Here is a 13399-nt window from a genome sequence, read left to right as displayed (position 1 = left end):
AGGACCACGGTGTTCGATCCGTCCAAGACATGGTGGAGCTGGTTTCGATAGGAGATGCCTATATACGATGCTCGGGTGCAGTTTCAGCAGCTCCGCTACTTCGCGACTCTCGCCGAAGTCCGTCACTTCACCCACGCGGCCGAGGCGCTGCACGTCGCCCAGCCCTCGCTCTCCCAGCAGATCCGCGCCCTGGAGCGGGAGCTGGGCGCCGAGCTCTTCCACCGCGCCCGGGGCAACATCACGCTGACGGACGCGGGCGAGGCGCTGCTGCCGCTGGCCCGGCAGATCCTCGCCGACACCGAGACGGCGCGCCGCGAGGTCGAGGAGGTCGTCCAGCTGCGCCGCGGCCGGGTCCGGCTCGGCGCCCCGCCGAGCCTGTGCGCGAGCCTGGTCCCCGACGTGCTGCGCGCCTACCACGCCCGCTATCCGGGCATCGAGCTCGTCGTCGACGAGGGCGGCTCGCAGGACCTGGTCCGCACCCTCGCGGCGGGCGGCCTCGACCTGGCCCTGATCATCACCCCGCTCGCGGTCGGCGCCCCCGCCCTGGCCACCACGGAGCTCCTCCGCGAGGACCTGGTCGTCGTCTCCGCCCCCACCGCGCCCCCGCCCGCCCGGCGCCGCGCGCTCCGCGTGACGGACCTGGAGGGCCTGCCGATGGTGATGTTCCGGCGCGGCTACGACCTCCGCGAGATCACCACGGCGGCCTGCCGGGCGGCGGGCTTCGAGCCGGCGTTCACGGTCGAGGGCGGCGAGATGGACGCGGTCCTGGGCTTCGTCCGCGCGGGGCTCGGCCTCGCCGTCGTCCCGGGCATGGTCGCGGCCCGCTCGGGGCTGCGCGTGACGCCCTTCGAGGGCACCCGGATGCGCCGCACGATCGCGGTGGCCCACCGTAAGGACGTCGCCCCGCCGAGGGCGGCACGGGAGCTACGGGCGGTGCTGCTGGAGCACCTGGGGGTACGGGAAGGCGATGAATGATCCCGGGATGTCAGCCGGACCAGACGATGTTGACGACATAGACGCGGCTGTCCCGGGGAACCGCTGGAAAGCCGATGAGGCCGAGTCCGCCGAAGATCGGCAGCTCCCGCAGCCCGCCCTCCTTCCCGACCGGCTCGCCCACCTTGGCCGCGTCCATGCCGAGCGCGGCGAGTTCCGTGGCGAGCCGCTCCACCTCGGCCACGGCTCCGGGCGGCAGACCCTTGGTGAGATATTCCTCGCTCGGGTCGTACTCCCAGCCCCAATCGCTCACAGTCCGGCCTCGGCTTCCGCTGCCTCCCAGATGAGCCTGACCTCCGTAACGGCTTCCCTGCCCGCCTCGCCCGCAGCGAGGGCGCGTTCGAGTTCGTGCAGGCGGGCACCGCGCTGCGGGTGACGCTCGATCGCGACGATCACGGCCCAGTAGTGGACGAAGGTCCTCAGTGGAGCGAGACTCTGCATCTTCTGCGCGTTCGTCGCCGCTTCGGACAACTGTCTGGTGAAGGCGGGGAGCCTGCTCGGCAGGATCTGGGCCACGGCGACTCTGAGCGCGTCGGCATTGAGCTCGGGCATGGGGATCAGCGGTCCGTACGGGCCGTCGGGTTGCGCGCTCACGGGGCCTCCGTTGTGGGTGGGGCGTGCTCGTCACGGTACTGGCCCCGCAGCCGGCCCCGGCGTGGAACAGTCGAAGGATCACACGTTCGAATGAGTGGTCACCCCCACAGCGCCCCGCCCAGCCCGACCCCCGCCCACGCCGCGCCCAGACCCACCACCACGCTCCCGAGGGCGTTCGCCGCCGCGTAGCCGCGGGCGCCCGTCGTGGCCAGGTTCAGGGTCTCGTAGGAGAAGGTCGAGTACGTGGTGAGCGCGCCGCAGAAGCCCGTGCCCAGGAGCAGGCGGAGGTGGCCCGGCGCGGCGGCGGTGAGGACGCCGAGGACCAGGCAGCCGATGACGTTCACGGTGAACGTGCCCCAGGGGAGCACGGAGTCGTGCCGGGCCTGCACGGCCCGGTCGGTGAGATAGCGCAGGGGGGCGCCTGCCATGGCCCCGCCGACGACGAACAGCCAGTTCACGCGGGGCGACCCCCGCCGCCCGGCCGGCGGACGACCTGCACCTCGTCGAGCACGACCAGGCGGTCCTCGCCCAGGAGCTCGTCCAGGGTGGGCAGGAAGGCCCGTACGCGCTCCTCGGTGTCGACGATCACGACGGCCACCGGCAGGTCCTCGCTCAGGGACAGCAGCCGGGCGGTGTGCACGACCGAGGAGGCGCCGAAGCCCTCGACGCCGTGGAAGACGCTCGCGCCCGCGAGCCCGGCCGCGTGGGCGCGGTGCACGATCTCCGTGTGGAGGGGGCGGTGGCGCCAGGTGTCGGACTCGCCCAGATAGACCGTCAGCCGGAGCGCCGGGCCGCCCGGGAGCGCGCCGTGGGCGGGCGCGCCGTTGGAGGACGCGCCGTTAGAAGACGAGCCGCCGGGGGGTGTGCCGTTCCGGGACGAGCCACCGGAGGGTGTGTCGTTCGGGGACGTGCCGTCCGCGGGCGTGCCGTTCGGGGGGTTCGCGCTCATCCCGTCCTCCTTACGGTGAGGCGCCGGGTCGCGGTCGCCGCCGCCCACACCGCGGCCAGCGCGGCGACCGGTGTGCCCACGACGTACGCGACCGCCGTCGGCAGCCGCCCGTCCGCGGCCAGCCGCTGGACGTCCACCGCGTACGTGGAGAACGTGGTGAACCCGCCGAGGACCCCGGTGCCCAGGAACGGCCGCAGCAGCCGGTGGGGCGCCGGAAGCGCCGCGATGACCGTAAGGAGGACGCCGATGAGGGCGCACCCTACGGTGTTGACCAGAAACGTGGTCCAGGGGAAGGCGCCGGCCGGCGTCGGCCACAGCAGGCCCGCGCCGTAGCGGGCGGCGGCGCCCAGGCCGCCGCCGAGCGACACGGCGCAGACGACCGGGCCCTGCCCGTCCCGCCGACCCTGCGCGCGCCCGGGCGCGCGCACCCCGGGACCGCTGTCTGCCACCGCCCGTGACGGGCCCATCTCCGCCTCCCACTCGCAGGCCCCCTCGCGAAGGCGCGGTCGTACGCAAGCAGGGACCGTCGGCGGCGTCCGGGCCGCGGTTCGGGTACGGCGGGCCCCACCGCCGCGCGGCGGCTCGTCCGGCCGCCGGTCCGGTGCCGGGCCGCTGCCGGTCTCGGGCCGATCCGTTGCCGGTCCGGTACCGGCCTGTCGCCGATCCGGTCGGCCGATCCGGTACCCGTGAGTGACCGGTACGGCTGCGGCCGCCACCGGATTCCAGGCTACCGGCGGCGCCCCCGGACGGCGCGAGGGGCCTGCCGCCCCGCCGGCCTCACCCGTCGCCCACGGGCGTACGCCCCGTCACGGCCGCCAGATAGGCGTCGGCCCGGTCGGCCTCCATGAACCAGTCCTGGAAGCCCGCCGGGTCGGCGTAGCCGTTGAAGTACCGGTGCGCCACCTCGGGGTGGTCGACCGCGGCGGTCAGGACCCGCTCCGCGTGCCCGGGCAACGGCTCCAGCAGCATGTTGCTGAAGGCCGTCACATGACGGGCGTGCTCCCAGTACGCGGCGAACGTCCGCAGCATCCACGTACGGTCGAACGGGCGGTCGCCGTGGTCCAGGACGGCGCGCAGATACGTGTCGGCGCAGCGGGCCGCGCTGTTGGCGCCCTGGCCCGACACCGGGTCGTTGAGCACCACCGCGTCCGCCATGCCGAGGACGTACGCGTCCGCCCCGACCCGCGCCACCGGGTGCCGGACGACGGGCGTGACGGCGCCCGTGAGCGCCGCGCCCGCGTCCGTCGGCTCCAGCCCCGCGCACAGCTCGTACTCCCACGGGAGGTGGGTCCGCAGCAGCTCCAGCGTGCGCGCGGCCGTCGCGTCCGGGCCCGGACGGTCCTGCCAGCAGTCGAACGCGCCGCCCGGCCGGGCCGTCCACATCAGCATCGCGCACGGCCCGGACACGGTCGTGCCCTCCATCGCGAAGAACTCCCCGAGGTCCGCTACGGGGTTGGTCCGCACCTGCGCGCCGGGTGCCTCCGGGGCCCGGGCCACGCCGTGCGCGTAGAGGCCGGCCAGATGCCGCCGGGGCCGGTCGTACGGGCTGTGCCGCGCGTCCCGGTCGAAGATCTCCGAGAGGGGGCCGTGGCCGGTGGCGACGACCGTAAGGTCGTGCCCGGCGGCGATCCCTTCCAACCTGCCGGGCTCGACCTCGCCGTACTCCACCCGGCCGCCGCGCTCCTCCACCAGCTCCAGCCAGCGGGCCGTCTTCACCCGCTGGTCGACCGACTGCGCGGGCTCGTCGAGCGTCGCGGTCAGCCGGGCGGACGGGGTGCCGGGCGGATCGGCGGCGGCCAGCCGCAGGCTCGTGAGCGGGGGCGTCTCCGCCTCCCACAGGGCCAGCCCGGCGGCCCGCTCCAGGGCGAGGGCGGGGCCGAACATCACCTGGGTGGAACGGACGCGGCCGGTCCGGAGCCGCTCGGGCGTGAGGGCCGCGTGGACGGTGACTTCGTAACCGGTGGCTTCGTAGCCGGTGTCCGCCCGGTCGCGGGCGTCACTGCTGCCTCCGGTGTTCCCCGTGTCCCCGGTGTCTCCTGCGCGGCGTGTGTCGCCGGTGCCCGCGCCGTTCTCGGTACCCGTACCTGTCCCCGTACCTGTCCCCGTACCCACCCCGGCGCGCCCGGCCAGCAGCCCCAGGGCCAGTTGCAGCCCCGCCTGCCCCGCGCCGACAATCGCGATCCTGCGCACCGCCGCCTCCACGGGCCCGGGGGTCGTCCGCCGCCCGGCCGCCGCGTGGTCCGGAGCCGACGACCCGGGCCGGCGGCCCGGAGCGCGGAGTCCGAAGTCCTCGGCCGGAGCCGTGCCCATGGTCGGAAAGCCGGGTCCTCATCCGTTGTAGCGGCGCTCGGCGGCCGGTGTACAGACGCCGCGTGGGTGCCACGGCCGGTCGCCGCCCGCCCCGCCGGGCCTCCGCCCGTCCCCTTACCGCGAGGTCCGGGGAATTGGCCTGATGTGTGTCAGGGACACCGACCCCGGCGGTGGACGGCGGCGGTCGGCGCCCCGCCCCCGCCGCCCGATCGAAGATCCGTACGACCTTGACGTGCGGCGGTAACCGGCACGACACCCCCACCGTCCGCCCCGGCGGCGGGCGAGAGCGATTTCGCGCATCTGCGCAACAGCCGAATATGAGCCACATTCACGTGCGCCTGACCCCCGCCGGCCAGGGCAGGAGACCCCGTCGCGGGGCAAGAGCGCGCAACGGGCGCACCAGGAGACCCGGGGGGCGCCCGCATCCAGGCCCTGCTGCCCCTTGGTGCGCCCCAGGCATGACCCATTCCGGTATGGCAGGAAACCGTCGCTTCCCGCGCGCTGCGATGGGAAGTCTTACGGCCGGTCACGCTCCGCCGATGAGAGCGGAGCATCCGCCCGGCAGGGTCGGTCGCAGGGCCGAAGCCGATCCAGGGAGGCACACGATGACGACGCAACCCAGGCCGCCGCGCGCGGTGGCGCCTCAGGAGATGGCGCCCCAGCTCCAGCGCGCCGGGATGCTCGACCGGGTAGAGGAGCGCCTGCGCGGGCTCCTCAACGACGAACACCGGCGCTGGCGGACCGCCGACACCCGGGGCGCCGGACTGATCGAGTCCCTCGCCGAGCTCGTCGCCGTGGGCGTCGACCGGGTCCGTCCGCTCACCCTCGTCACCGGCTACCTCGCGGCCGGCGGCGACCCCGAGGCGCCCGAGGCCGTGGACGCCGCCGCCGCGCTGGAACTCCTCGACACCTGCACGCTCATCCGCGGTGACGTCCGGGACAACGCCGCCCTGCGCCGGGGTATCCCCGCCCTCCACGTCAGCCGGGCCGCCGAGCACGAGCGGAACGGCTGGGCGGGCGAGGCCAGGCGGTTCGGCGAGTCCACCGCCACCCTCGCCGGCGACCTCGCGCTCACCCTCGCCGACCGGCTCGCGGCACGGCTGCCCGGCACCGCCTGGCAGCTCTGGGACGACATGCGCGTGGAGCGGGCCGTCGGCACGTACGCCCACGAGGCCATGGCCGCCGAATACCTCGACGACCCGTGGCCGGGGCGGTGCATATCGGGATGCGACCGCGGCTGCGCCGCCGGCTGGTACGCGGTGCGCCACCCGCTACGGCTGGGCGCCGCGCTCGCCGACCGCCCCGACCTCGACGCCCCGTACGACGCCTACGCCCGCTCCTTGCACGCGGCCTGGCGGCTGCGCGGCTTCCTCGACGGCGGCCCCGAGTACGACTGGGACGCGGAGCTGCTGCGGGAGATCCTCCTGGAGCGGGAGGAGCGGGGCATCGCGGAGCGCCTCATCCGGGAGCTGGTCGACCGCGCCTCGCGGACGGCGGCGGCGACGCGGCTGGCGGCCGGGTGGCGCGAGGAGCTGGAGGCGTTCGCGGTACGGCTGGCGGCGGAGCCTGCGTGACGGGAGGAGCGGGGGAGACCTGGGTGGTGGCAGGGTGCCGCTCGCTCCCGGGGGCACCGGTCCCGCTCTCCCCTCTGCCCGGTGAAATGACCGGAATACACGGGCGGAATAAGGAATCACCCGTCCGCGCCATGTACGAAACCTTTGCGAGGGATCGGCGTTGATCCGGGCCCCGACCGTCACCGGCCGGGTGCCCTCCAGTACGACCGAGCAAAGGTGTTCTCCGCATGTCACGTATCGCCAAAACAGCTGTTCTGACCGCCACCGTCGGCGCCACGCTCGCGGGCCTGACCGGCAGCGCCGTGGCCGACGCCGGCGCCAATGGCGTGGCCGCCGGTTCGCCCGGCGTCGTCTCCGGGAACGTCATCCAAATCCCGGTCCACGTTCCGATCAACCTCTGCGGCAACACCATCGACATCGTCGGCCTGCTGAACGCGGCGTCCGGCAACACCTGCATCAACGGGTGACACAGACCCGCGGGGCGACGACCCGCGGGTGATGTGCGAGCAGCCGGCGGTCCCGGGCACCCTCACCCAGGACCGCACCCGTGTGGCGCCCTCGATCCTTCGCGGGCGCCATGCTTGTTCCCGGGTGCTCCCCGCCTCCGGCGACGGGGAGCTGTCCGCCGACCTGCGCGGAGCGACCGCGCCCGGTGCGGCGGCGCCCCGGCGGAGTGAGCGGACCTCGGGGCTCCGCTCAGCCGAATTTCACGCTGTTGAGAGTGTCGGCACCGACGTCCGTGGAACCACGGGACGGTACGACCACCGTGGGGCCGCTGCCGCACGTCGCGCTCTGGTAGACCGTCGCCTTGGTGTTCGTGTTGTTGGAGATCTTGGACGCCGCGAAGAGGAAGAAGAAGCAGGTGCCGTTCGGCTTGTCCTGGAAGGAGTCCACGCTTCCGTCATTGCTGCGGTAGGTGAACGTGCCCGTCATGGCCTGGGCGCTGGTGGAGAGCCCCGTGGCCAGTACGAGTGCCGTGCCGAGGGCCAGCGCGGCCCGTCCCGTCCGTGCGAGTGCTGCGTGCATGATTACCGTCCTGACTCCCGGCCGGCTCAGCCGAATTTGATGCTCTGCGGTTTTGATGAGCTGAACGTCAGCGCCGTCCCCTTGAACACGGTGATGAGGAAATCCTGGCAATTCTGGTCGCGATACAGCGCGGCATCGGTACCCGTGGCGTTTTCGACCCTGACCGCCGGGGATCCGAAGAAGGCGCACTCGCCGTCCGGTGGATTGACCTTCTGGTGTGCCACGCCCTGCGCGTCCGTGTACGTCAACGTCCCCGTGGCCGCCGGTGATTCGCCGGCGAGACCGGTGACCAGTGCGATCGATGTGACCAGGGTGAGGGCCGCGCGCCCCGCCCGTGCCCGGACGCCCATGCCGGTCAGCCCCCCAGCTTGGCACTCATGGGCTTCGTTCCGCCGAAGACCAGGGACGTCCCTTTGAAGATGTCGATGAGGAAGGTGCCTTCCTCGCACAGGCTGCCCGTGAAGAGCCTGCCGTCCGTGTCCGTGAAGTTGTCGACGCTCACCGCGGGCTTGGTGAAGCTGTAGCACACGCCGTCGGTGGGATTGGCCCTCTCGTGCACGATCCCGTCCGCGTCCTTGAAGCTGAGCTTTCCGTTGGCCGCTTGGGCCTCGGCGGAGAAGCCGGTGACCAGCGCGAGCGCCGCGCCGAAGGAGAGGACCAGTCTTGCCGCGCGCCTGACGGCACTCCTCGATACGTGCATGGGTGCGTACTCCCTTCCCCCGATTCCCCGTTGCGGCGGGGAACCCATGGTCAGAAGAGTCCGCCGATTTGAGGATTTTTGGAAGAGTTGGTCAGCGTAATCACCCGTTTGGGTCATACGGCCGCGGGAAGGATCCTGGGGGCTGTCCGGGGCCGGTGCCAACCGGACCGTCAGCATCCGGGCGGCTCCGCCCGGCATCCCTCCGCGCCCGCCCCCTGAGCCCCACCCGACCAGCGAAAACGCCCCTCCCGACAGGGAGGGGCGTGCGACATGGAGCGAGCGCCCCCGGCAACGCGTCCTCGGGGGCTGCACGGCCTCGACCGGGTGCCCGAGCCGGGTGACGTCGCCGTGTCCGGCTCGGCCGGTAGATCTCGTGCGGCCGCTGCCGCGGTCCGGCCTCGCTCCAGCGGGCGAGATATGACGTCTCCTGCCCGGGCCGCTATTCCGTAGTGCTATTCCGTAGTGCCGCGGCAGAGGCCCTCGACGCGAAACCACAGGCCCGGGGCGTAGACCGCATGGACGACGGCTTCTTCTCCTCTTGTGACCCGCAGGATTCTCAGGGTGCCGCCGGGAAGCACGTCGTATTGGTAAGTGACCTCGGAATTACCCTCGGTGGTGTCGCCGTAGGAGATATCCGCCGTCCGATCGTTCGCGTACTCCTTCGGCGGACGATTCTCCACCAGCTTGATGAAGACGCTCATGGGCCAACGGTAGTGCCCTTTCGGGAGCTCCGCCCTCCGGGATGAGGGGAGGGCCGCGGGCTGTTCAGACCTCGTCATTCGGCGGCCGGCCGGCCTCCGAAGTCCGGCTGGTCGCCAGCCAGGACCGCGCGGGCTCGGCGGGATGTGTGGTGTCGACGGTGAGGTGGAGCCGGGTACCGCCTTCGCGGCCGGTCGGGTAGCTGCGTTGCTCGGTGGAATCGAAGCAGTGCCGGAGGACCTCCGCGACGTGGCGGGCGGTCTCGGGGGACGCGGCGACGATGCGAATGTCGGCGCGTCCCGCCGACAGCACCGGCTCCGCCGGGGCGCGGGTGGGACGTGCGGGCGTCATGGTCACTTCCTCAGGCCGGAGAAAAGCCGGAGTCGCCTGCGGCCCCCCGTGCGGTTGCCCGCGGCGGTTTCGGGCGAGGAGAGGTCCGGCGGGGTCGATGGCCGACCGTGGGCGGTTCCGGCTTCGGCTGTCACGCCACGGCAGGACGCCGCTGTAGCGGAAGCCGGCGATCCTTTCGTTGTGCTGGGCATTGAGCCGGTGGATCAGAAGGGCTCCCACAGCGATCATGCCGAGGATCACGGCCAGAGTGACGGCGATCTCCAAGGTCCTCTCACATCCCTCGGGCGGAGCGTGGCGGCCCGGTCCGGATCCCGGCCGATGGCGGCGCGGTCCCGCCCTCGGTCTCCCACTCCTCTTCGCGGCCCCGTGACTCCGTCGCGTCGTCGGCCGCCCGTTCGTCCTCCATCAGCCTGCTCGTGGTGAGGAGGCTTCCGGGGACGGTCGCGGCGGACATCAGCCGGGCGGCCGCGGCCGGGGCGGTCTCCGGCGGGATGATCAGCAGGTCCAGGCGGTCCGCGGTGTAGGAGAACACGAGGAGCTTGTGCGGGTCCTGCTCATTCGAGAACCACCCCACGTGCACCGTGTGCCCGGTGACGGGAACCTTGCGGGGGATCACGGGCCAGAAGGCCGGATTCACCGTGACGCGGGTGACCCGCCCCCAGGAGTGGTCCAGCCTCTCCGCCAGTGCGGGGAGCTCGCGGGAGAGATCGCGTGAGCGGGGCCACCAGGCGCCGTCCAGAAGGCCGGGCGTCGTCCCCGGTGTCAGGGACAGGCGAGCGGGCGGCGAAGGGGCATGCTCATCGGTGATCGGATGGTCGAGGGCGACAGCCATGATGCGAACCTGCCCCCGGGCTCGTCGTCGACTGCCCGGCATGGTGACTCGCCGGGAACGACACCCGCGTGGAAGCCGGTGTACGAAGGGTTCCCGGTCTCCCCACCCTACTCCGGCAGGCGGTCCGCAGACCCTGCGCGACCAGGGCAATCCCCGGGAGCGCGGGCGTGCGACGGCCCTGTGGCGGGCCCGCGGCCGGCCTGCGGAGTACGGTGGGATCACGGCGAGCGCTTCGCCCGGTGACCGCGACGCACCCCGGACGACGAACGAACGCGCCGAATCCTCGGAGGCAGGCGAGCACACCATGGCCGATTCCGACACCCCACGCCTTCCTGGGCTTCTACCGGACGCGATCCACCACGCCGTGACACCCGGGACGGCGCTCCTGCGGCTGGAGACGACACAGGAGCGCGGGGGAGTCCTGGACGGCGCGTGGTGGCCGCGCTCCCGCGACATCGGTGCCGAACTTCCCGGCCTGGTCACCGCCCTGACCGAGCACCTCGGACCCATCACCCGTGTCGGCCTGGACACGAGCGCCTGGGGAGAGCTCCCGACCCGGCTGACCATTGACGACCTGGTTGTACACATCGATTCCTTCCCGGTCGGTGACGACACTGTCCTCATCACACGGGGCGAGAACGATCACTTCGCCCTGCTGGTGGTCCCGCCCGACGCCACGCCCGACGCGGCACGTGCCGCGATGGCCAGGGCCGTACGGGCCGACAACATCACCCGGGCCGGACAGATCCTCATCGACACCGGTAGTACCCGGCAGACCTGAACGCCGGAGCAGAGAGCATGTGATCACGGCCGGGGCCCCACTGCCGTGCCGTTCCCGCCAACGGCCGTACCCCGGCGGCGACCTCTGCCTTGTCGCACCGTGTTCCGCCGCCGCTCAGGCGCCGAAGGCCAGTGGGCTGCGTGGGATCCCCCCCCGGTTTTCCCGTTTTTGACGGGCAGTCCGGCGCCGGGACAGGTGGCGGCCCCGCCCCGCACCCGGGGGCCAGCAAAAACGCCCCTCCCGACAGGGAAGGGCGTGCGCCATGGAGCGAGCGCCCCCGGCAGGACTCGAACCTGCGGCCAAGCGCTTAGAAGGCGCCTAGCGTGGGGGCCGCCAGAAGGCATCTGACCTGCGGCATCTTGCCTACCTGACCCCGTTCTGGGCGAGGTTTACCCGTTTTTCGGGAAGGCTGAGTTCAGTTCCGGGGCTATGACGGCGCAGCGTATCGATCCCTGATCTTTGTCCCGAAGCAACTGGCGTGGGTGTCTGAACTTGGCTTGGCGTGCCCTTCACCTGCTGTTGCTGTCCGCCGGCGTTCGCAGGTGTTCGCTGCCGTACGCGAGGACTGTCGCGCAGTTAGACGCTCACTGCGTGCCCACCCACACCGAGGGCTGAGCTGTCGAAACGGCTCTCTAGCGGCGGCACTAACACGGTATTAGCGGATCTCATTCAAGTGCTGTTGCGCCAGTCTGGCAAAGTGCCCGATTTGTTCCCCCGCATCGTGCTGCGCTTCCGTCACAGCTTGCGAGTGGCCTGGCGCCAGCTCATCGTCTGCAAGGGCGTTGGCCAGCCTGGTAAGGGCGATCCACCAGTCCCGCATCGCGTCGTACCCCTGGTGTGCGCTGGTTCCCAGCTCCGGAGGGCCCTCTAGATCCACTGTGATGATGGCGGTCAGTAGATCATCAAGTTGGGTGCCCACTGACGAAGCAATCCGGCCTGCATCCGTCTCGGTGTACTCCTGATTCCTTATCTTCTTCTCCGTCTCGCCGAGGAAGCGGGTCAGCTTCAGGTAGCGGTCGAGGAAGATCCCGTAAGCGTCTCGCTGCACCTGCCTTCGCCATTGGCCGTTGGTGCCTGATATTTGCTGCCTGGTCACCCAGCGGGCTTGCCAGAACCCAAGGCTTGCTGTCAGCCCTGCGCCCAGAGCGCCGACAGCACCACCAAGAACAGCTGCGAGTCCCTGATCCATGACGTCATTGTTGCGGCCGACCGGCGGCAGTTGCAGGAACATCTCACTCTCGCAACGGTGACTCGACCGCCGACGCTGCTCCTCTTCCTCAGCCCACCACTCGCCCCAGCTCCTATCCCTCTGCCTGGGTCGATGGCAGACGGGATAGGAGCTCCCTACGTCAGCTACGCATGGCCCGTACTCGGCAACGGCGCCCCCTCCATCCCGGAGTCGGCCGATCCCCTGCCGGGAGGCATCGCTTTGACCGGTGGCTATGGCGTCTTGGGTTCGCGACTCATGGCCCGGGGCTATCCATGTGGGCGCGCGTCGGTGCAGCCGGGGCGGAGCGGACGCGCAGCCGGGAGCTTGGCGAAAGGGGAAACTTTGACTGAGTGCTGAGCGCGGTCATTTGGAGGGCGATGCAAGTGGGATGGTCTCGTCCTGTTGGGCGACCCGCGTTAGTAGCTGATGGGCCTAGGAGTCAAACCGCCTCGGCGGTAATAGCAGGTCACGTTCAGGGTGCTGCTCGCCGGTGACTCTGCCGCTGACGATGAAGTCCATGCGGATTCGTCGTGGAAGGCGTTGATCGCGCGGAACATCGCCCGGTTCTTCAGATTCCCTGTGCTGCTGTGCGCCTGCCAGCCGACTTCGAGAGCCGCTGCGTTGAGGGCATGGGTGGCCATCATGCGGGCAGGTATTCGCTATTCAATGTAGCCGAAGGGGATGGTTTCCCTGACCGCGTCAGAGAGATCAAAAAGCATACTAAACTCACCGCTGAGGCCCGCGTACTTCGCTGGAATTGTCACTTCCACCCAAGCGGTTCGCTTTGAAGTCGTGAGCCGGACACTTCCGTCCGACTGCTCCTCAGGCAGCCATTCGACGTCTCTGATCTCGATCGTCGGCGAATTGGGCCTGTAGTACTTGTAGCCCTCCGTTACCAGCAATGGGCGTCTCACTCCGCAGCGCAACGAAATTGAGGGTCTTCCCCAAGCGGCAGTGAAATCCGACGCTGGAGAGACAGGTCGACGCTTCTTCTCATCGATGACCTCAGGAAGTTCTTTATTCAGCGCCCGACAGAGCTGAGCCTGCTTTTCCGGAGGGGCTGGGTCCGGGGCGGCGACTCGGGCACTGTCGTCGGACGAGCAGCCGGCCGAGGCGAACAGGGTGGCGACCGCAGAGAGGCTGATCAACCAGCGAGGGAGAAGCTTCACCTAAGGATCATAGGAAGTTGACCTCATCGGCCAGGCATGGGGGGGGCGGAGCGAGCCCGCACACACGTCTATACCACTGCGGCCGCGCTCCAGCCAGATCTCATGGCGGTCTCGCTGCCGACTTGGCGGGATTGTCACTGGTGGCACGGGCGGCGAGGGCCGATGATCATGGCATATATGATCATGACCAAGGGGTGTTCATGACAAGTCA

The 13399-nt window shown here is 70.9% G+C and carries 18 protein-coding genes; 4 read left to right on the top strand and 14 right to left on the bottom strand.

Annotated elements, in window-relative coordinates; genetic code table 11:
• Nucleotides 1-75: 75 nt before the first annotated feature.
• Entirely contained in the window at nucleotides 76-975 is a 900-nt protein-coding gene (locus AF335_RS03610; protein ID WP_102916742.1) for a LysR family transcriptional regulator, read from the top strand.
• A 10-nt stretch (nucleotides 976-985) separates the two neighbouring features.
• Here the strand turns inward: AF335_RS03610 and AF335_RS03605 are convergent, their stop codons facing one another.
• The 6 genes from AF335_RS03605 to AF335_RS03580 all read right to left on the bottom strand — a co-directional run bounded on the left by AF335_RS03605 (nucleotide 986) and on the right by AF335_RS03580 (nucleotide 4846).
• On the bottom strand, nucleotides 986-1246 hold the full coding sequence (locus tag AF335_RS03605) for a hypothetical protein (protein ID WP_102916741.1): 261 nt from the start codon (nucleotides 1244-1246) through the stop codon (nucleotides 986-988).
• Entirely contained in the window at nucleotides 1243-1587 is a 345-nt protein-coding gene (locus AF335_RS03600; RefSeq protein WP_102916740.1) for a DUF6247 family protein, read from the bottom strand. Before AF335_RS03600 ends, AF335_RS03605 begins: the two co-directional genes overlap by 4 nt.
• Nucleotides 1588-1685: 98 nt before the next feature.
• Nucleotides 1686-2045, bottom strand: a complete 360-nt coding sequence (crcB, locus tag AF335_RS03595; protein WP_102916739.1) for a fluoride efflux transporter CrcB — start codon at nucleotides 2043-2045, stop codon at nucleotides 1686-1688.
• A complete protein-coding gene (locus AF335_RS03590; RefSeq protein ID WP_102917027.1) occupies nucleotides 2042-2365 on the bottom strand; it encodes a DUF190 domain-containing protein in 324 nt (107 codons plus the stop codon). Before AF335_RS03590 ends, crcB (AF335_RS03595) begins: the two co-directional genes overlap by 4 nt.
• A 167-nt stretch (nucleotides 2366-2532) precedes the next feature.
• Nucleotides 2533-3003, bottom strand: a complete 471-nt coding sequence (gene crcB / locus AF335_RS03585) for a fluoride efflux transporter CrcB (RefSeq protein ID WP_102916738.1) — start codon at nucleotides 3001-3003, stop codon at nucleotides 2533-2535.
• A 310-nt stretch (nucleotides 3004-3313) separates the two neighbouring features.
• Nucleotides 3314-4846 carry a styrene monooxygenase/indole monooxygenase family protein gene (locus AF335_RS03580; RefSeq protein WP_228773211.1) on the bottom strand — a complete coding sequence of 511 codons (1533 nt, stop codon included), beginning with the start codon at nucleotides 4844-4846 and terminating at the stop codon, nucleotides 3314-3316.
• 605 nt (nucleotides 4847-5451) lie between these two features.
• Here AF335_RS03580 and AF335_RS03575 point away from each other — a divergent pair.
• A complete protein-coding gene (locus tag AF335_RS03575; RefSeq protein ID WP_228773210.1) occupies nucleotides 5452-6420 on the top strand; it encodes a polyprenyl synthetase family protein in 969 nt (322 codons plus the stop codon).
• Between the two features lie 227 nt (nucleotides 6421-6647).
• A complete protein-coding gene (locus tag AF335_RS03570) occupies nucleotides 6648-6887 on the top strand; it encodes a chaplin (RefSeq protein WP_102916737.1) in 240 nt (79 codons plus the stop codon).
• Nucleotides 6888-7116: 229 nt separating this feature from the next.
• Here AF335_RS03570 and AF335_RS03565 read toward each other — a convergent pair whose 3' ends face one another.
• The 6 genes from AF335_RS03565 to AF335_RS03540 all read right to left on the bottom strand — a co-directional run bounded on the left by AF335_RS03565 (nucleotide 7117) and on the right by AF335_RS03540 (nucleotide 10028).
• Nucleotides 7117-7446 carry a hypothetical protein gene (locus AF335_RS03565; protein WP_102916736.1) on the bottom strand — a complete coding sequence of 110 codons (330 nt, stop codon included), beginning with the start codon at nucleotides 7444-7446 and terminating at the stop codon, nucleotides 7117-7119.
• 26 nt (nucleotides 7447-7472) lie between these two features.
• Nucleotides 7473-7796, bottom strand: a complete 324-nt coding sequence (locus AF335_RS03560) for a hypothetical protein (RefSeq protein WP_102916735.1) — start codon at nucleotides 7794-7796, stop codon at nucleotides 7473-7475.
• Nucleotides 7797-7801: 5 nt separating this feature from the next.
• A complete protein-coding gene (locus tag AF335_RS03555) occupies nucleotides 7802-8146 on the bottom strand; it encodes a type 1 glutamine amidotransferase family protein (RefSeq protein ID WP_102916734.1) in 345 nt (114 codons plus the stop codon).
• A gap of 452 nt (nucleotides 8147-8598) precedes the next feature.
• Complete coding sequence (locus AF335_RS03550; RefSeq protein WP_102916733.1) at nucleotides 8599-8847, bottom strand: hypothetical protein; 249 nt, start codon at nucleotides 8845-8847, stop codon at nucleotides 8599-8601.
• 64 nt (nucleotides 8848-8911) lie between these two features.
• A complete protein-coding gene (locus tag AF335_RS03545; RefSeq protein WP_102916732.1) occupies nucleotides 8912-9196 on the bottom strand; it encodes a hypothetical protein in 285 nt (94 codons plus the stop codon).
• A gap of 271 nt (nucleotides 9197-9467) precedes the next feature.
• Nucleotides 9468-10028, bottom strand: a complete 561-nt coding sequence (locus AF335_RS03540) for a DUF5994 family protein (RefSeq protein ID WP_102916731.1) — start codon at nucleotides 10026-10028, stop codon at nucleotides 9468-9470.
• Between the two features lie 304 nt (nucleotides 10029-10332).
• On the opposite strand from AF335_RS03540, the gene AF335_RS03535 reads away from it, so the two are divergent.
• Complete coding sequence (locus AF335_RS03535) at nucleotides 10333-10809, top strand: DUF5994 family protein (protein ID WP_102916730.1); 477 nt, start codon at nucleotides 10333-10335, stop codon at nucleotides 10807-10809.
• A 655-nt stretch (nucleotides 10810-11464) separates the two neighbouring features.
• Here the strand turns inward: AF335_RS03535 and AF335_RS03530 are convergent.
• Together AF335_RS03530 and AF335_RS03525 are read right to left on the bottom strand one after the other, a co-directional pair.
• Nucleotides 11465-12040: a hypothetical protein gene (locus AF335_RS03530; RefSeq protein ID WP_146045416.1), complete on the bottom strand. Its 576-nt coding sequence runs from the start codon at nucleotides 12038-12040 to the stop codon at nucleotides 11465-11467.
• A gap of 638 nt (nucleotides 12041-12678) precedes the next feature.
• On the bottom strand, nucleotides 12679-13188 hold the full coding sequence (locus tag AF335_RS03525; protein WP_244926893.1) for a DUF3515 domain-containing protein: 510 nt from the start codon (nucleotides 13186-13188) through the stop codon (nucleotides 12679-12681).
• Nucleotides 13189-13399: the final 211 nt, after the last annotated feature.

It is taken from the genome of Streptomyces eurocidicus, assembly GCF_002891295.1.
Lineage (GTDB): Bacteria > Actinomycetota > Actinomycetes > Streptomycetales > Streptomycetaceae > Streptomyces > Streptomyces eurocidicus.
The sequence above is the reverse complement of the archived record's forward strand: the minus strand, read 5'-3'. Positions and strand labels throughout refer to the sequence as shown.